This is a genomic window from Serratia sp. CY74737 (genome assembly GCF_052166775.1).
GTDB lineage: Bacteria > Pseudomonadota > Gammaproteobacteria > Enterobacterales > Enterobacteriaceae > Serratia > Serratia ureilytica.
Map to the genome: position 1 here is coordinate 351,941 of NZ_JBJNOF010000001.1, position 16,417 is coordinate 368,357.

General features: G+C 59.4%; 14 protein-coding genes, 1 tRNA gene and 1 pseudogene. 10 read left to right on the forward strand and 6 right to left on the reverse strand.

Translation table 11 applies throughout. The annotated features are described in order from the left end of the window. Positions 1-4 precede the first annotated feature (4 nt). Both ACJ8PE_RS01705 and ACJ8PE_RS01710 read right to left on the reverse strand, forming a co-directional pair. Positions 5-919 carry an NAD-dependent epimerase/dehydratase family protein gene (locus ACJ8PE_RS01705; protein WP_197792647.1) on the reverse strand — a complete coding sequence of 305 codons (915 nt, stop codon included), beginning with the start codon at positions 917-919 and terminating at the stop codon, positions 5-7. Further along, on the reverse strand, positions 916-2,655 hold the full coding sequence (locus ACJ8PE_RS01710; protein ID WP_442536701.1) for a fatty acyl-AMP ligase: 1,740 nt from the start codon (positions 2,653-2,655) through the stop codon (positions 916-918). Before ACJ8PE_RS01710 ends, ACJ8PE_RS01705 begins: the two co-directional genes overlap by 4 nt. A gap of 739 nt (positions 2,656-3,394) precedes the next feature. Here ACJ8PE_RS01710 and ACJ8PE_RS01715 point away from each other — a divergent pair. From ACJ8PE_RS01715 to ACJ8PE_RS01725, 3 genes are all read left to right on the forward strand, one after another. Beyond that, on the forward strand, positions 3,395-4,519 hold the full coding sequence (locus tag ACJ8PE_RS01715; protein WP_197792649.1) for an N-acetyltransferase: 1,125 nt from the start codon (positions 3,395-3,397) through the stop codon (positions 4,517-4,519). Between the two features lie 206 nt (positions 4,520-4,725). Beyond that, positions 4,726-5,091 (forward strand): diacylglycerol kinase, encoded by a 366-nt coding sequence (locus ACJ8PE_RS01720; RefSeq protein WP_033643759.1) that lies wholly within the window; start codon positions 4,726-4,728, stop codon positions 5,089-5,091. A gap of 102 nt (positions 5,092-5,193) precedes the next feature. Next, positions 5,194-6,093: a LysR family transcriptional regulator gene (locus ACJ8PE_RS01725; protein ID WP_046896395.1), complete on the forward strand. Its 900-nt coding sequence runs from the start codon at positions 5,194-5,196 to the stop codon at positions 6,091-6,093. Here the strand turns inward: ACJ8PE_RS01725 and ACJ8PE_RS01730 are convergent. Together ACJ8PE_RS01730 and ACJ8PE_RS01735 are read right to left on the reverse strand one after the other, a co-directional pair. Continuing rightward, positions 6,068-6,874 carry a substrate-binding domain-containing protein gene (locus tag ACJ8PE_RS01730; protein WP_099784446.1) on the reverse strand — a complete coding sequence of 269 codons (807 nt, stop codon included), beginning with the start codon at positions 6,872-6,874 and terminating at the stop codon, positions 6,068-6,070. The two genes, ACJ8PE_RS01725 and ACJ8PE_RS01730, sit on opposite strands and share 26 nt — an antisense overlap. A 26-nt stretch (positions 6,875-6,900) precedes the next feature. Next, on the reverse strand, positions 6,901-8,196 hold the full coding sequence (locus ACJ8PE_RS01735; RefSeq protein ID WP_033643756.1) for an MFS transporter: 1,296 nt from the start codon (positions 8,194-8,196) through the stop codon (positions 6,901-6,903). A gap of 391 nt (positions 8,197-8,587) precedes the next feature. On the opposite strand from ACJ8PE_RS01735, the pseudogene ACJ8PE_RS01740 reads away from it, so the two are divergent. Further along, a pseudogene (locus tag ACJ8PE_RS01740) lies at positions 8,588-8,665 on the forward strand (transcriptional regulator); the annotation flags it as partial. Positions 8,666-9,090: 425 nt separating this feature from the next. Next, positions 9,091-10,299, forward strand: a complete 1,209-nt coding sequence (locus ACJ8PE_RS01745; RefSeq protein WP_197792651.1) for an aldose 1-epimerase family protein — start codon at positions 9,091-9,093, stop codon at positions 10,297-10,299. Positions 10,300-10,372: 73 nt separating this feature from the next. On the opposite strand, the gene ACJ8PE_RS01750 is transcribed toward ACJ8PE_RS01745, so the two are convergent. After that, positions 10,373-10,448, reverse strand: a tRNA-Asn gene (locus ACJ8PE_RS01750). 456 nt (positions 10,449-10,904) lie between these two features. On the opposite strand from ACJ8PE_RS01750, the gene ACJ8PE_RS01755 reads away from it, so the two are divergent. The 5 genes from ACJ8PE_RS01755 to ACJ8PE_RS01775 all read left to right on the forward strand — a co-directional run bounded on the left by ACJ8PE_RS01755 (position 10,905) and on the right by ACJ8PE_RS01775 (position 15,944). Beyond that, positions 10,905-12,023, forward strand: coding sequence for a branched-chain amino acid ABC transporter substrate-binding protein (locus ACJ8PE_RS01755; RefSeq protein ID WP_016927040.1), 1,119 nt, complete (start codon positions 10,905-10,907; stop codon positions 12,021-12,023). A 124-nt stretch (positions 12,024-12,147) separates the two neighbouring features. Further along, positions 12,148-13,062: an ABC transporter permease subunit gene (locus ACJ8PE_RS01760; protein WP_033643752.1), complete on the forward strand. Its 915-nt coding sequence runs from the start codon at positions 12,148-12,150 to the stop codon at positions 13,060-13,062. A gap of 10 nt (positions 13,063-13,072) precedes the next feature. After that, entirely contained in the window at positions 13,073-14,359 is a 1,287-nt protein-coding gene (gene livM / locus ACJ8PE_RS01765) for a high-affinity branched-chain amino acid ABC transporter permease LivM (protein ID WP_197761595.1), read from the forward strand. Further along, positions 14,356-15,231, forward strand: coding sequence for an ABC transporter ATP-binding protein (locus ACJ8PE_RS01770; protein ID WP_197792652.1), 876 nt, complete (start codon positions 14,356-14,358; stop codon positions 15,229-15,231). The genes livM and ACJ8PE_RS01770 overlap by 4 nt, the downstream gene beginning before the upstream one ends. Beyond that, positions 15,228-15,944 carry an ABC transporter ATP-binding protein gene (locus ACJ8PE_RS01775; protein WP_197792653.1) on the forward strand — a complete coding sequence of 239 codons (717 nt, stop codon included), beginning with the start codon at positions 15,228-15,230 and terminating at the stop codon, positions 15,942-15,944. Before ACJ8PE_RS01770 ends, ACJ8PE_RS01775 begins: the two co-directional genes overlap by 4 nt. Positions 15,945-15,973: 29 nt before the next feature. Here ACJ8PE_RS01775 and ACJ8PE_RS01780 read toward each other — a convergent pair whose 3' ends face one another. Continuing rightward, positions 15,974-16,393, reverse strand: coding sequence for a winged helix-turn-helix transcriptional regulator (locus tag ACJ8PE_RS01780; protein ID WP_197792654.1), 420 nt, complete (start codon positions 16,391-16,393; stop codon positions 15,974-15,976). Between the last annotated feature and the right edge of the window lie 24 nt (positions 16,394-16,417).

Consider the following 16,417-nt stretch of genomic DNA (forward strand, 5'->3'; position numbering starts at 1 on the left):
ATAATTAAAACAGCCCTTCGCGCAGCGCGCGCTCCAAACTTACCTGTGGAAACCAATTAATCTGTTGCGACAGCGCGTGATTGCTGGCGGACCAGTCGTGATGGGTTAATTCGCGTATTTTGCTGCGCGTCAGCATCGGCTCCTGTTTTATCAGGCGGTTCCACACCACGCTGATATCCGCCAGGGCTTTCAGCAGCGGCAGCGGAATGCCCACCAGCCGCACCGGCCCGTGACGCACGGCGGCGCCGATGTCCCGCAGGCGCAGCCAGTCATAACCATCGGCCACGCCGTCGCACAGTTCGTAAATATTCGACTGCGCGGGCTGCGCCAATAACCATTGGCCGACCGCCTTCGCCAAATCGCTCACGTGCAGAAAAGAGAGCCTGGCGTCAGGCGCGCCCAGCCGGGGCAGCACGCCGCGCAGCAGGCCGTTGAACAGCGGTTTCAGCTCTTTATCGCCCGGCCCGTAAACCGCCGTCGGGCGGAAAATCCCCAGTGCGATCTCGCCCGAGGCGGCGATGAGTTGCTGCTCGGCGGCCTGTTTTGAATGGGCGTACCAGGACAGCGCCGGATGGCGCGCCGCCAGCGACGACATGAACAAGAAACGATTGCAGCGGCCGTTTTGCCTGGCCGCCTGCATCAGATTCAGGCTGCCGGTGACGTTGCAGCGGGTGAACACCGCTTCCGCATGCCCGCGCACCTGGCCCGCACAGTGCACGACGCACTCGGCGCCGCGCACCAGTTCGGTGAGCGAAGGCCGATCTTCCAGCGCGCCGGGGATCCACTGCAGGTTGTCCGCGGCGGCTTTGTCGGCTTGCCGCGTCAGGGCGCGCACGCTAAACCCCTGCGCCAGCAGTTCCCGGACGATATGCCGGCCGATAAAGCCGGTCGCGCCCGTCACCGCCACGGTGCCGCTCATTGCGCGAAACCGGCCAACTGCGGCATTTGCGGGTAGAGCGAAGCGCTCAGCCAGCGTTTCTTGGCTTCGGCGCGGGCGGGTTTGCCCGACGACGTGCGGGGAATGCTGTGCGGCGGCAGCAGCTCGATGTCCACCGCGATGCCGAATTCGCTTTGAATGCGCGCGCTCAGCGAATGCACGATCTGCTCCCGGCGCTCTTCCGAACTGACTCGGCATTGGATCTGCAAAATGATCCTGGCCGCTTCGTCGTGTTCTTCGGTCACGAAGGCGATCGCATCGCCGGAACGGATTTCCGGTTCGGATTCCGCGACGTACTCGATATCCTGCGGCCAGATATTGCGGCCGCGAATGATGATCAGATCTTTCTTGCGGCCGGTGACGTACAGATAGCCGTCCAGCAGATAGCCCAGATCGCCGGTGTCCATCCAGCCGGTCACCTGGATCTGTTGCTGGGATTCGTCGTCGCAGAAATAGCCGTTCATCAGGCTAGGGCCGGAAATCGTGATATGGCCGACCTGGCGTTCCGGCAGCGGCTGCCCGGTTTCGCTGCGGATCTCGATGCGGTGGCCGGGCAGCGCTCGGCCGCAGTTGACGAAGGTCGAGACGGCGCGGGTCTTCTTGCCGGGCGCGACCGCTTTACCCTCGTACTCCAAAATATCGCGGTCGACCGCATTGGTTTGCGGGCCGGAGCAGGGATCGGAAAAACTCACTGCCAGGGTGTTCTCGGCCAGCCCGTAGCACGGCATGAAGGCTTTGCTGTCGAAGTTGATGCTGCTGAAGTGTTCGCCGAACTGGCCGAGCAGCTCGGCGGGGATCGGCTCGGCGCCAACGCCTGCAACCCGCCAGCTGGAAAGATCCAGATCGGCCAGCTCTTTGGCGTTGCTGCGGCGCAGGCACAGATCGTAGCCGAACGGCGGGGCGACGGACACCGTGCCGCGATTTTTGGCGATCAGTTTCAGCCACTGCATCGGGCGCATGGCGAAATCTTGCGTGCGCAGATAATCGACGGACAGCTGGGTCGCCACCGGTGTGAGCAGGAAACCGACCAGGCCCATATCGTGATAGAAGGGCAGCCACGAAACGCAGCGGTCGCCCGCGCGCAGCTTGATCCCGTCGCGACTGATCGCGTTCAGGTTCGCCATCGCTGCCCGCTGGGTGATGATCACGCCACGCGGAAAGCGGGTGCTGCCGGAGGTGTATTGGAGATAGGCGATGTCGTCGGGCGAAGGCGCGGGCAACGCGATCTCCGGCTCCGGCAAGGCGTTAAAATCCTCGTCGCTGAGGATGTGCGGCGCCGAGGTGTTTTCCGTGGCCGACGCAATCAGTGGCGTCCACTCTTCGCTGCTGACGATCGCCGCGGGGTTGCAGCTGGCGATCAGCCCTTTCAGTTTGGCGGTGTAGGAGTCGCGTTGGCCCACGCCCATCGGGATCGCGAGCGGCACCGCCACCAGGCCGGCGTATTGGCAAGCGAAAAAGGCTTCGACGAATCCCGCGCTGGTTTCGGCGATAAGCGCCACGCGATCGCCTTTCTTGAGTTTCAGGGACAATAAACGCCGCGCGCCCGAGATCGCTTTTTGCTGCAGCGTGCGATAATCGAGAACGGTCACGAGTTGATTGCGCCGATCGTAAAAATTCATTCCCGTATTACCGAGCGCCGCGTAATCCAACGCGTCCACTAAAGTGGGGAAGTCCGCATAGCGCATGGGAAGAGAATGAACGGAACTTGTTTCAGACATAGACAAACTTAGCCATAGATTAAAAATCACCAAAAGAGTTAAATCACTCTTGGCGAGGTAATTGATGTTTTACTATGAATAGGTTTTGAATAAGTTTGTTATTCAACCATCTTCATTCCGCGAATTGCGTATATTGCCGTACTTGAGCGGCACGCCGGTTATTAACCCGGTAGCGCGTGAGCGGCCTGCATTATCAGCCTTGAGCGGCGACCTGGAGATATACGAGAGGTGATTGTAATACCCGAGGTTCGCCGTTCTTTAGTCTGCATCTGTCGGGCAGGAAATACCTGTCGGCTCATAGGTTATGACCTCATGCATGGCTATCTTCGAACTTAAACACTTCCTAAACAGTATGCCGCAAGAAATCAAAAAGTGAATGCCTCATTTAAGTTGATTCTTAAAAATAGCATTAAGTGATAAAAATGGCGGCGCGCCTCCTGATTAAAGTCGGTACACTTAAAGCGGCGGGTTTCTTTTGCCATAACAGCACGAAATAATAAAAGAGCACCATTAGCGTAGCCTGGCTGCGCCGCTTTGGGCTTTCCTTTTTTTGTTTAATCACGCCGCCTCAGTGCGCGTGATAGGCAAATAATGCGCTGGTTCACAGGGGGAAATATTCGGTTTTTCTTATCGTTGAACCGGAGGCGATACACAATCCAATAAAAGAGAACAGCATAAAAAATGCTAAAGGCGTTGTCGCGCTCATATTTAATTATTTTATTAAAACGTAAGGCTATTTATGATCCGTATTGAGAAAGTTCTGAGTAAACGCGAACTTAAAGAATTTATTGCTTTCCCCTCGCAACTGTTTCGCGATGATCCGAACTGGATTGAGCCGCTGCATATAGAGCGCGAAGAGCACCTGTCAAAGAAGAATCCCGGCACCGACCACATTGAATGGCAGGCATGGGTGGCCAAAAAACAGGGCAAAGTCGTTGGGCGCATCACGGCGCAAATCGATTCTTTGCACCGGGAGTTGCATGGCGAGGATACCGGCCACTTCGGCATGATTGACGCCGTTGACGATCCCGCCGTTTTCAGCACCTTATTCACGGTGGCGGAGGAGTGGCTGAGGTCGAAAGGCGCGCGTAAAATTACCGGGCCATTCAGCCTCAATATCAATCAGGAAAGCGGCCTGTTGGTCGAGGGGTTCGACACCCCGCCATCGGCCCTGATGACGCATGCCAAACCCTACTACGCGGCGCAAATAGCGCAACAGGGCTACAGCGAAGGGATTGATTTGCTTGCTTATTGGATGAAAAGAACCGATCTGCACTTTTCGCCGTCTTTAACCCGGATGATGGATCAGGTGCGCAAAAAGGTGACCGTTCGCCGCCTCAACCGCAAGCGCTTTCGCGAGGAGATGCAGGTGCTGCGCGAGGTGTTCAACTCGGGATGGCAGCATAACTGGGGGTTTGTTCCGTTCACCGAGCATGAGTTCGCCACCATGGGGGATCAGCTGAAGTTCCTGGTGCCCGACGATATGATCCATATCGCCGAGGTGGATGGCGCGCCCTGCGCCTTTATCGTCGGGTTGCCGAACATTAATGAGGCGATTGCCGATCTGCAGGGGCGGTTATTGCCGTTCGGTTGGGCGAAGTTATTGTGGCGGCTGAAAGTCAGCGGCGTTCGCACCGCGCGCGTGCCGCTGATGGGCGTTCGCCAGGAATATCAATTCAGCCGCATCGGGCCGATTATTGCATTGCTGTTAATTGAGGCGCTGCGCGAGCCGTTCGCCAAGCGCAATATCGACGCGCTGGAAATGTCGTGGATCCTGGAAACCAATACCGGCATGCGGACGATTTTAGAACGTATCGGCGCGGTGCCTTATAAGCGCTACCGTTTGTACGAAAAGACGCTTTAATCGACTGATATCGCATCGCCTTTTAACGCCATCAGGATAATAAGCGTATTGCGTGCGGCGCCGTTCGTTTTGGGGGACTGAGCGTGAGTGAAAGCATTGTCCCCAGAGTGGAACGGTTAAGGCCGTTAATTAATAAACCCGAGATAAATTCACGGCGCGTGATTTATTGAACCACGATCGCCGTGATGCTGAAGAGAGCAGAATGCATGCCTGTAGAAAAGAAAAAGGGAATAAGCCGATTAACCTACAGCATAAGGAACTCCTGGGCCGGCTTTATTGACGCCGCGCTGACCGAAAATGCGTTTCGTGAATTATTGGTTATTAACGCCATTTTACTGGTTGTTACATTTACTCTGGATATTACAAAAATGGAGCGGCTGTTATTAATCGCCTGCAGTTTCCTGCTGCTGGTGGTTGAGCTGCTTAATACGGCGATTGAAACCGTGGTCGATCGCATTTCGCTGGCGTTGCATCCGTTATCCAAACGCGCCAAAGATCTGGGCGGCGCAGCGCAGCTGGTGGCGGTGATAATGACCATCATTATTTGGGGGACGGTGCTGCTGGGAGGATAACGGCGAGGCGCGCTCCGGCGTTAAACCGGTTGCTGCGGCTAAATAAGCGGCTATTATCGTTGCTTTACGCCTTTGGTGCCATGGTAAGGATAGGTTGCCGTTATGCCCGTGAATTTTGATCTCAACGATCTTTATGCGTTTCGCGCGCTGGTGGAGTACGGCAATTTTCGGCTGGCCGCAGAGTCCATCTGCCTGTCGCAGTCGGCATTGAGCCGCAGGATTGAGAAGCTGGAAAACGCGCTGGGCATCAAACTGTTCGATCGCACCACCCGGCGCGTGACCTTGACGCTGTACGGGCAGGCCTTCGCCGAACGTTCGGAGCAGCTGCTGATGAACGTCGAAGCGGTGATGGCCGATATCGATAAGGTCAGCCAGGAGCGGGTGGGGCTGGTCACCGTCGCCACGGTGCCGTCGGCGGCCTACTATTTCATGCCCGACGTGATACGCCGTTTCCGGCTTCGCTATCCGCGCGTGCGCGTTAAGCTGATCGACGGCAGCGCAGGCAATGTCATCGAGGCGGTCACCGGCGGCCAGGCCGATTTCGGCATCTGCTTCGCCGGGCGGCTGCAGCCCAATCTTGAGTTTGTGCCGTTGGTGGGGGACGTCTACGTGGCCGCCTGCCGGCGCGACCATCCACTCGCCGGTAAAAAGAGCCTCACCTGGCGGGAGTTTTATCAGCAGGATTACGTGTCGCTGGATAAAACCTCCGGCAATCGCAATCTGCTCGATCAGCGCCTGGAACACCTCGTGCCGGAACGCCCCAGCGTATGTGAAACTCGCCATGTGACGACCATGCTGGGCATGGTTGAGGCGGGCATCGGCATTGCCGCCGTGCCCGCCATGTCGATGCCCGCTTCAGAGCACTCGGTGTTGACGTCGGTGCCGCTGGTCGATCCGGTGGTGAAACGCACCGTAGGCCTCATCAGACGCGGCGGCCGCATGCAGTCTTTCGTCGCCGCCGAGCTGGAAAAGCTGATTACTGAACAGTATCACTCTGCCTGACCGGCTGCGGCGCCGGCACGGTTCGCATGCCGGTCGCGCGAATGGTCGGCTGCGCCTGAGAGGAGGCGAGGAAGTCCAGCAGCGCTTTGCCTTCGCGGCGGTGTTCCGCCTTGGCGGTTACCGCGCCCGCGAAGCGGGTGATGTACTGCACGTTTTCAGGCAGCTCGCCGATAAAGGTCACGCCCGCCACGGGCAGCAATTCGCTGACCTGCTGGAAGCCCAGCGCGTATTTCCCCTGCGCCACTTCAGAGGCCACCGGAATGCGCTCAACCTTATGCGCTTTCCCTTTCACCTGTTCCTCGATGCCCAGCTTTTTGAACAGTTGGCCGCTGACATAGCGGCCGCTGGCGCTGTCGGAATAGGCGAAAGAGTCCGCCTGCAGCAAGACATTGCGCAGGTCGGCATCCGTTTTTATCACCGGCTTGGGCGCGCCCTGTTTGACCACCATGCCGATCGGCGAATCGGCCAGCTCCACGCGCGAACCCGGCTGGGTCCAGCGCTCTTTTTCCAGTTGGGTGAGCGCGTCGCCCACCATGATCAGCACATCGGCTTGCTCTCCGCGCGCCAGCCGCGCGGGGATCGCCTGCGGCGTTTTGCCCATCGAGGGGCCGGACACCAGAATGATTTTGTCGCCGCTTTGGGCTTCATACTCCGGGGCCAGCTTCTCCAGCGCGGCTTTGAAGCCGCCGGAGATCATGACGGTCACGTCTTTGGCCTGCGCCGCCGTACTGCAGGAGGCGCACACCAGCGCGGCGAGGATCGAACGAGTGAGTTTTTGCATGGCATCATTCCTTTTGAGATGGCGGCTTAGCGCGCGGTTTGCAGCGGCATGGCGATGCGGCGATACATATACAGCGTCGCCAGCAGGGCGCACAGCGCGGCGAAGCTCATCCAGTAACCCGGTGAAGCCTTGTCGCCGGTGTATTCGATCAACGCGGTGGAGACTACCGGCGTAAAGCCGCCGAACACCGCCGTCGCCAGGCTGTAGGCCAGCGAGAACCCGGCCACCCGCACTTCCGTTGGCATGATCTCCGTCAAGGCCGGGATCATGGCGCCGTTGTAGAGGCCGTAAATGAAGGACAGCCACAGCAGCACGGCCAGCATCATGCTGAAGCTGGGGGCGGCGGCGAGCAGGCTCAGCGCCGGGTAGGCGGTGGCCAACGTCAGCAACGTCATGGCGACCAGCACCGGTTTGCGGCCGAAACGGTCCGACAGCGCGCCGCCGATGGGCAGCCAGATGAAGTTGGAGATCGCCACCAGCAGGGTGACCAGCAAGCTGTCGGAAGCGCTGAGCAGCAGCACCTTTTTGCCGAAGGTCGGCGCATAGACGGTGATCAGGTAAAACGCGGTGGTGGTCATGGCGACCATCAGCATGCCGGCGATCACCACCGGCCAGTTTTTCAGCAGGGTTTTAAACACGTCGCGCATCGCCAGGTGGTGACGGCGAGCGGTAAATTCCTGCGTCTCTTCCAGCTTGCGGCGCAGGAAGAAGATAAAGGGAACGATCAGGCAGCCGAACAGGAAAGGCAGGCGCCAGCCCCATTCGCGAATGGCGCTTTCTTCCAGCGCCGCATTGAGCGCGAAGCCCATGGCCGCCGCCACCATGATAGCCACCTGCTGGCTGCCGGACTGCCAGCTGGTGTAGAAGCCTTTACGGCCCGGCGTGGCGATTTCAGCCAGATAGACGGACACGCCGCCCAGCTCCGCGCCCGCCGAGAAGCCTTGCAACAGACGCCCGCACAGCACCAGCAGCGGCGCCCAAAGCCCGATGCTTTGGTAAGAGGGGATCAGCACGATCAGGAAGGTGCCCGCGGCCATGATCGACAGGGTCACGATCAACCCTTTGCGGCGGCCGACTTTATCGATGTAAGCGCCCAGCACGATGGCGCCGATCGGGCGCATCAGAAAACCTGCGCCGAATACCGCGAAGGTCATCATCAGCGAGGCGAACTCGCTGCTGGCCGGGAAAAAGGTGTGTGCGATGTAGGTAGCGTAAAAGCCGAACAGGAAAAAATCGAACTGCTCTAAAAAGTTGCCGGAGGTGACGCGCAGTATCGCGCCGGTTCTGGCCCGGGTGGTCATGGGTGAGGTAGAGGAATGCATCTTTATCTCCAGTTTGTTATTGGCGCTTGACGCCGCGCCTGTTGCTGAAGACTCGCTCAGGAAAATAAAGTAAATAAGCGCAATAAACTCATGGCGCGATGCGTTTGACGCATCAATCGGCGTTAACAATGTTGCCTAACCCGATGTAACGTGGCGTTAACAAGTTTGTCGCTCATCGCCCGCTGCGCAGAACGCCGAAAACGTTATGCGCTTTTTGTGACAGGGTTCATAAAGGGGCGGCGGGGAAGCGCCCCGTGCCTCTGAACGATTGTTCGATACCGTGCGTAAAAAGGTGAATGCCTCGCACTGCGTTTGCAAAATACGTGGATGTACGTTCAGCCTTGCAGTATCCACGTATGCCTTTGCATGCTATCCCAGCGCCTCTCTGCTATATGTTGAGGCGGCCGGCGGCAAACTGCGCCTGGACATCGAACTGCCGGACGGCTCTCACTACGAGTTTGTGCTGTAAGCGCTAACGGCAGAAAGGCACAAAGCCCGCTCAGGTTCCCCGGAGCGGGCTTTGTGCACCAGGGCTCCTTTGACACAAGCAGGCGGCCGTGAAAGCAACGAGGCTCAAGACGGGCAGGCTGCCTGAGCGCTTTCGTTTGGGCCGGATAGCGTTAAACAAGCCACCCGCACTCCCTTCACGATGTCTTGCTTGCCCGTAACTGTCTCCTTGCTCCTTAGCTGAAACGATACAGATTATGTTGATAAGCAGCTCGTTTTGTGTGCAAAAAATCAACGTCTTTCATTAAAACTGCAATGAGATTCGTATTTTTATCGCGCTATTTCTTCAAATACTCACCCGGTGAAGCTCATCACATTTCTTTAACCTGCTTAACAGTAGATTTTCTTTGCTTAGAAAAAAATCGATTCAGCTAAAGGGGAAGGGAAATGAAAAAGACATGGGTTATGGCGGTGTTTTCGGCCCTGATTTCAGGGCAGGCGGCGGCGCAGAGTTGGGTGCTGACCAGCGCTGAAGATGGCGTGGAGAAAGGAAACTGGAAGATTTCGAGTGAGGCGCTGAAGGTGAAGGATAAAACGTTCAGCATTGAGCAGAAAGTGTTGCACGGCGGCAAGCAAGAAGGTAGCAAAGTCGTCATTATCCGCAGCGAGGATGGCCTGACCATCACGCTGAGTCCCACCCGCGGCATGAACCTCCTGCGGGCAGAAGGCTTTGGCGCGAAAATGGGATGGGATTCCCCGGTCAAAGAGGTGGTCAACCCCGCCTTTATCAACCTGGAAAGCCGCAATGGGCTCGGCTGGCTGGAAGGTTTCAATGAGATGATGGTGCGTTGTGGCTATGAGTGGACCGGGCATCCGGTGACCGACGCAGGGCAAATTTACACGTTGCACGGCAAAGCGGGCAATACGCCGGCCTCGCGGGTTGAGGTTGAGGTAGCGGATGCGGCGCCGTATGAAATTCGTATTCGCGGCCTGATCAAAGAGAGCACATTCAAAAAAGCCGATCTGCAAACCCTGACCGAATTGCGCTATGTGCCCGGCAGCAACAGTTTCAGCCTGCATGATGTGTTAACCAACCGGGCGGATTATCCCCATGACTACCAGATTATTTATCACAGCAATTTCGGCGCGCCGATTCTGGAAAATGGCGCCCGCTTCCTGGCGCCGATCGCCAGCATCAGCCCGTTTAACGACTATGCCAAAGCCGGGCTGAAGACCTGGGGAACCTATGCCGGGCCAACCAAAGGGTTCGATGAAATGGTCTTTAACATTAAGCCATTATCGGATCCGAATCATCAAACGCTGGCGGCGCTGGTCAATAACGCGGGCGACAAAGGGGTGGCGATTCAGTTCGATACCCGCCAGTTGCCCGTCCTGACGCTGTGGAAGAATACCGATACGTTAAAACAGGGGTATGTGACGGGGATTGAGCCGGGCACCAGCTATGCCTACCCGGTCACTATTGAGCGCGAACAAAAACGCGTTAAGCAACTGCAGCCTGGCGCCAGTGCGCAGTTTGATCTGACCTATACCTTGCTGCACAGCAAAGCGCAGGTGGCGGATCTGGAGAAGAAGATTGCGGATATTCAGGGCAAGGTAAAAATTGAAGAGAATGACGCGCCGATAGCCAAAGAGTAACGCTGTCTGCCCATGCATTCAGCGTTAAAGCAAAAAGCCCGCTTAAGTTTCCTTAAGCGGGCTTCTCTAAATATGGCTCCTCTGACTGGACTCGAACCAGTGACATACGGATTAACAGTCCGCCGTTCTACCGACTGAACTACAGAGGAATCGTTGGAACGGGGCGAATAATAGCGGGGCATCCGGGGTTTGTCAAAGCGCTAAACTGCAAAAAAAGCGCGTTTGCTGAGGGAATGAGCACCTTGCGCTGTTTTTCGGCATTTTCCATCGCTATGCGTTGATTTTTGCATCCCCAATCGTTTTGACGCCGCTTGCACACGCCTTTGCACGGCGATGGTGCAGGGCCGTTCTCCCACCCATACTTCCACTCGCGCTAACCGTATTGGCCAGACCCTGGTTAACGCCGCCACACGCCGCGCCGCAACTGATATGTAGGATGAATAAGCAAACAATATGTATTCGTCGTCACAATGGCTGGATTTTTGCTTACCCATTTTTGGGGAATGCGACTGCGCTCTCAAGAAAATTATTTTCCCCGTCTACACATAAAGTGACTGATCCGCGCCCCAGGGCGTTTCGCTACAACAGTGCTGAGGAAGATAACAATGTCATCGAAATTGATAAAAAGTCCGCTCGCTGCTTTGCTCATCGGTTGTTTAGGTACGGCGTTTTCCGCGCAGGCCGATATCGTCATCGGCGTCGCCGGGCCGTTCTCCGGGCCGAACGCCACCTATGGCGATCAATATTGGCGCGGGGCTTCGCAGGCGGCGGCGGACATCAACGCCGCCGGCGGCATCAAAGGGGAAAAAATCAAACTGGTGCAGGGGGATGACGCCTGTGAACCGAAACAGGCGGTCGCGGTCGCTAACCGGCTGGTGGATCAGGACAAGGTGTCGGCGGTGGTCGGCCACTTCTGTTCCTCATCCACCATGCCCGCCTCCGAGGTGTATGACGAGGCCGGCATCATCGCCATTACCCCCGGCTCCACCAACCCGCAGATCACCGAGCGCGGCATGAAGACCATGTTCCGCATGTGCGGGCGCGACGATCAGCAGGGCGTCATCGCCACCAACTACATGCTGGATACTCTGAAGGCCAAACGCATCGCGGTGATCCACGATAAAGACACCTACGGCCAGGGGTTGGCGGACGCCGCCAAGGCGGCAATGAACAAGCGCGGGGTTAAAGAGGTGCTGTATGAGGGGCTGTCGCGCGGCGAGAAAGACTTCAACGCCCTGGTGACCAAGATCGCCTCGGTCAAGCCGGACGTGGTCTACTTCGGCGGCTGCCATCCCGAAGCCGGGCCGCTGGTGCGCCAGATGCGCGAGCAGGGCGTGACCGCCAAGTTCTTCTCCGGCGACTGCGTGGTGACCGAAGAGCTGGTGACCGCCGCCGGCGGGCCGCAGTACACCAACGGCGTGCTGATGACCTTCGGCAACGATCCGCGTCAGATCGCGGAAGGCAAGGCGGTGATCGCCAAGTTCCGCGCCAGCGGCTTTGAGCCGGAAGGGTACACCCTTTACTCCTACGCTTCGATCCAGGCGATCGCCGCCGCCTTCAACGCCACCGGCGGCAAAGACAGCGCCAAGGCCGCAGAATGGCTGAAGTCGCACGATGTTGACACCGTGATGGGTAAAAAAGCCTGGGATCAGAAGGGCGATCTGAAGGTCTCGGATTACGTGGTCTATCAATGGGATGACAAGGGCAAATATCACCAACTGTAAACGGCCGAACATTGAGGGTGTGACCCTATGACCGACGGGCCGCCGCCTTGGCGCGCCCGTTCCGCGACTACCTTTGGGCCGCGTCGGACTGCGTTGGCGGCCTTACCAGGCGAGACTGCTCATTATGGATGTATTCTTTCTGCAACAGCTGATCAACGGCCTGACCCTCGGCGCGGTGTATGGCCTGATCGCCATCGGCTACACCATGGTTTACGGCATCATCGGCATGATCAACTTCGCCCACGGCGAGGTGTACATGATCTCCGCCTACCTGTGCGCCATCGGTCTGGCGCTGCTGTCGTTCTTCGGGCTGCAATCGTTCCCGCTGCTGATCCTCGGCACGCTGGTATTCACCATCGTCATCACTGGGGTGTACGGCTGGGTGATCGAGCGTATCGCCTACAGGCCGCTGCGCAACTCCACCCGCCTGGCGCCGCTGATCTCCGCCATCGGCATGTCGTTAATCCTGCAAAACTATGCGCAGATAAGCCAAGGGCCGCGCCAGCAGGGCATCCCGACGCTGCTGAGCGGCGTGTTCCGCCTGGAATTCGACGGCGGCGTGGTGCAGATCACCTACACCAAGGTGTTCATTCTGGTGGCGTCGCTGCTCGGCATGGCGATCCTCACCTACATCATTCAGCGCACCCGGCTGGGGCGCATCTGCCGCGCCACTCAGCAGGATCGCAAAATGGCCTCGATTCTCGGCATCAATACCGATCGGGTGATCTCGCTGGTGTTCGTGATTGGCGCCGCCATGGCCGGGCTGGCCGGGGTGCTGATCACCATGAACTACGGCACCTTCGATTTTTACGTCGGTTTTATCATCGGCATCAAGGCCTTCACCGCCGCGGTGCTGGGCGGCATCGGCTCGCTGCCGGGCGCGATGCTGGGCGGGCTGCTGCTCGGCGTGGCGGAGGCGCAGTTCGCCGGCATGGTGAATTCGGATTACAAGGACGTGTTCTCCTTCGGGTTGCTGGTGGCGATCCTGATCTTCCGCCCGCAGGGCCTGCTCGGCCGGCCGCTGGTCGCCAAGGTTTAAGGAGAACGCCATGTCGCAATCCGCAATCAACGGCGGGCTGAACGTCAAACGCAGCCTGCTGGATGCCGTTTTGGCCGGGCTGATCGCCCTGATCGTGTTCGGGCCGATCGTCGGCATCGTGCTGAACGGCTACAGCTTTAACTTCGAGCCGCACCGGCTGGTGTGGATCATCGTCGCGGTGATGGCCGGGCGGCTGCTGCTGAGCCTGTTCCTGCAAACCGCGCCGGGCCGCAAGGTGCTGGCGCGCTTCGACGGCGGCAACGACGGCGTGTACGTACGTCCGCTGGGCTATAAATCCAATCTGCGCTGGTTCCTGCCGCTGATGGCGGCGATTGCGCTGCTGTTTCCGTTCGTCGCCACCAAATACCTGCTGACGGTGGCGATCCTCGGCCTGATCTACGTGCTGCTCGGCCTGGGGCTGAACATTGTGGTCGGGTTGGCGGGGCTGCTCGATCTGGGGTACGTGGCGTTTTACGCCATCGGCGCCTACGGGCTGGCGTTGGGCTACCAGTATCTCGGGCTTGGTTTTTGGGCGATGCTGCCGCTCGGGGCGCTGATGGCGGCGTTGGCGGGCGCGCTGCTGGGCTTTCCGGTGCTGCGGATGCACGGCGACTATCTCGCCATCGTCACGCTCGGGTTCGGCGAGATCATCCGGCTGGTGCTGAACAACTGGATGTCGCTCACCGGCGGGCCGAACGGCGTCTCGGTGCCGGCGCCGACGGTGTTCGGCCTGGAGTTCGGCCGGCGCGCTAAAGACGGCGGGGTGCCGATCCACGAGTTTCTCGGCATCGATTACAATCCCAACCTCAAGTTCATCTTCATCTACGCGATGCTGTTTTTGGTGGTGCTGCTGGTGCTGTACATCAAGCACCGGCTGACGCGCATGCCGATCGGCCGCGCCTGGGAGGCGCTGCGCGAGGACGAGATCGCCTGCCGCTCCCTCGGGCTGAACCACGTGCTGGTGAAGCTGTCGGCGTTTATGCTGGGCGCCTCCACCGCCGGGCTGGCGGGGGTGTTTTTCGCCACTTACCAGGGGTTCGTCAACCCGACTTCGTTCACCTTCTTCGAGTCGGCCCTGATCCTGGCGATCGTGGTGCTGGGTGGCATGGGCTCCACCCTCGGCGTGGTGCTGGCGGCCTTTGTGCTGACGGTGGCGCCGGAGCTGCTGCGCAGCTTCGCCGAATACCGGGTGCTGCTGTTTGGCGTGCTGATGGTGGCGATGATGATCTGGCGGCCGCGCGGGCTGGTGCGCATCAGCCGCGCCAGCTTTGCGGAACGCAAGGGGGTGGCGCCATGAGCGACGCCATTTTGCGGGTGGAACACCTGATGATGCGCTTTGGCGGCATCAAGGCGCTGAACGACGTCAATCTGGAGGTGGAGCGCGGCTCCATCACCGCCCTGATCGGCCCCAACGGTGCCGGCAAGACCACGGTGTTCAACTGCCTGACCGGTTTTTACCGCGCCACCGGCGGCGCGATCCTGCTCAATACCCACAAGCGGCCGACCGACGTGATCCAGGTGCTGGGGCAGAAGTTCCGCGCCGGTGATTGGATACGCCCAAAGCGGCTCGGCTCGCGCCTCTATTACAAGATGTTCGGCGGCACTCATTTGGTCAACCGCGCCGGGCTGGCGCGCACCTTCCAGAATATCCGCCTGTTCCGCGAAATGTCGGTGGTGGAGAACCTGCTGGTGGCGCAGCACATGCAGAGCAACCGCAACCTGATCGCCGGGGTGCTGAATACGCCGGGCTACCGCCGGGCGGAAAGCGCCGCGCTCGATCGCGCCTTCTACTGGCTGGAGGTGGTGGATCTGGTGGACTGCGCCAACCGGCTGGCGGGGGAGATGTCCTACGGCCAGCAGCGGCGGCTGGAGATCGCGCGCGCCATGTGCACCGCGCCGGAGATGATCTGCCTCGACGAACCGGCCGCCGGGCTGAACCCGGTGGAGACGGCCGCGCTGAGCCGCATCATCCGCTTCCTGCGCCAGCATCACGGCATCACGGTGCTGCTGATCGAGCATGACATGGGCATGGTAATGGAGATCTCCGATCGGGTGATCGTGCTCGATCACGGCGATGTGATCGCCCGCGGCACGCCGCAAGAGATTCAGCACAACGAGGCGGTGATCGCCGCTTACCTGGGCGCGGACGAAGAGGAGCTGGCGGGATGAGCGAAGCGATGTTGGAATTTCGCGAGGTCGATGTGTTTTACGGGCCGATCCAGGCGCTGCGCCAGGTGTCGCTGCAGGTGAACTCCGGGGAGACGGTGGCGCTGATCGGCGCCAACGGCGCGGGCAAGTCCACGCTGTTGATGTCGATCTTCGGTCAGCCGCGCATCGCCGGCGGGCAGATCCTGTTTCGCGGTGAGGACATCAGCCGCCGCTCCACGCACTTTGTTGCCAGCAGCGGCATCGCGCAGGCGCCGGAGGGGCGGCGCATCTTTCCGGACATGAGCGTGGAGGAGAACCTGCTGATGGGCACCATCACCGTCGGCAATCGCTACCTGGAAGAGGATTTGCCGCGCATGTTCGAGCTGTTTCCGCGCCTCAAGGAGCGGCGCAACCAGCGGGCGATGACCATGTCCGGCGGCGAGCAGCAGATGCTGGCGATCGCCCGCGCGCTGATGAGCCGGCCGAAGCTGTTGCTGCTGGATGAGCCAAGCCTGGGGCTGGCGCCGATCGTGGTGCGGCAGATCTTCGGGGTGCTGCGCGAACTGACCCGCAGCGGCATGACGCTGTTTCTGGTGGAGCAGAACGCCAACCATGCGCTGAAACTGTCCGATCGCGGCTATGTGATGGTCAACGGCCAGATCCGCCTCACCGGCAGCGGGGAAGAACTGTTGAACGATCCGCAGGTGAGAAAGGCGTATCTGGGCGGCGGCTGATAGCCGCCTGCGGGCAGGGAAGCCCGCGTTCATTTTTCGGCGTCGCGCTCTTGGCCATCGTAGTGCGAGCGGGCTGTCCTGAAGGCGTCGGCGGAGGAGATAATCCACGACCAGAGCGGCAGCATGTTGAGCAGCATTTCTTCCCCGGCCTCGGTGATGGTGTAAACCACGCGGGGCAGTTTCTCCTGATAATCGCAGCGCGATATCAACCCATCCCGCTCGAGATGGCGCAGCGTCCGCGTCAGCATTCTCTGCGTCACGCCCGCTAATTGGCGGCCTAGTTCGCCGTGGCGCAGCGGCCCGTGGGTGCCCAGGAGATGCAATACGCCCAGCGACCAACGGTTGCCCGCATGCGCGAGGATCTCGCGCTTCAATCCTTCATCGTCGTTGCTCAATGCTTCACAGAACGCTTGCGAAAATTGCAGCAGCGCTTCCCGATCGCTCGTCATATTCCTCCCCGGTATCACGCGTGT

Excerpts from the sequence above, each read along its gene's own strand:
- ACJ8PE_RS01770 (WP_197792652.1), top strand. The coding sequence starts at position 14,356 with ATGAGCGACGCCATTTTGCGGGTGGAACACCTGATGATGCGCTTTGGC.
- ACJ8PE_RS01745 (WP_197792651.1), top strand. The coding sequence starts at position 9,091 with ATGAAAAAGACATGGGTTATGGCGGTGTTTTCGGCCCTGATTTCAGGG.
- ACJ8PE_RS01705 (WP_197792647.1), bottom strand. The coding sequence starts at position 919 with ATGAGCGGCACCGTGGCGGTGACGGGCGCGACCGGCTTTATCGGCCGG.
- ACJ8PE_RS01725 (WP_046896395.1), top strand. The coding sequence starts at position 5,194 with ATGCCCGTGAATTTTGATCTCAACGATCTTTATGCGTTTCGCGCGCTG.
- ACJ8PE_RS01730 (WP_099784446.1), bottom strand. The coding sequence starts at position 6,874 with ATGCAAAAACTCACTCGTTCGATCCTCGCCGCGCTGGTGTGCGCCTCC.
- livM (WP_197761595.1), top strand. The coding sequence starts at position 13,073 with ATGTCGCAATCCGCAATCAACGGCGGGCTGAACGTCAAACGCAGCCTG.
- ACJ8PE_RS01715 (WP_197792649.1), top strand. The coding sequence starts at position 3,395 with ATGATCCGTATTGAGAAAGTTCTGAGTAAACGCGAACTTAAAGAATTT.
- ACJ8PE_RS01720 (WP_033643759.1), top strand. The coding sequence starts at position 4,726 with ATGCCTGTAGAAAAGAAAAAGGGAATAAGCCGATTAACCTACAGCATA.
- ACJ8PE_RS01755 (WP_016927040.1), top strand. The coding sequence starts at position 10,905 with ATGTCATCGAAATTGATAAAAAGTCCGCTCGCTGCTTTGCTCATCGGT.
- ACJ8PE_RS01775 (WP_197792653.1), top strand. The coding sequence starts at position 15,228 with ATGAGCGAAGCGATGTTGGAATTTCGCGAGGTCGATGTGTTTTACGGG.
- ACJ8PE_RS01735 (WP_033643756.1), bottom strand. The coding sequence starts at position 8,196 with ATGCATTCCTCTACCTCACCCATGACCACCCGGGCCAGAACCGGCGCG.
- ACJ8PE_RS01710 (WP_442536701.1), bottom strand. The coding sequence starts at position 2,655 with ATGTCTGAAACAAGTTCCGTTCATTCTCTTCCCATGCGCTATGCGGAC.
- ACJ8PE_RS01780 (WP_197792654.1), bottom strand. The coding sequence starts at position 16,393 with ATGACGAGCGATCGGGAAGCGCTGCTGCAATTTTCGCAAGCGTTCTGT.
- ACJ8PE_RS01760 (WP_033643752.1), top strand. The coding sequence starts at position 12,148 with ATGGATGTATTCTTTCTGCAACAGCTGATCAACGGCCTGACCCTCGGC.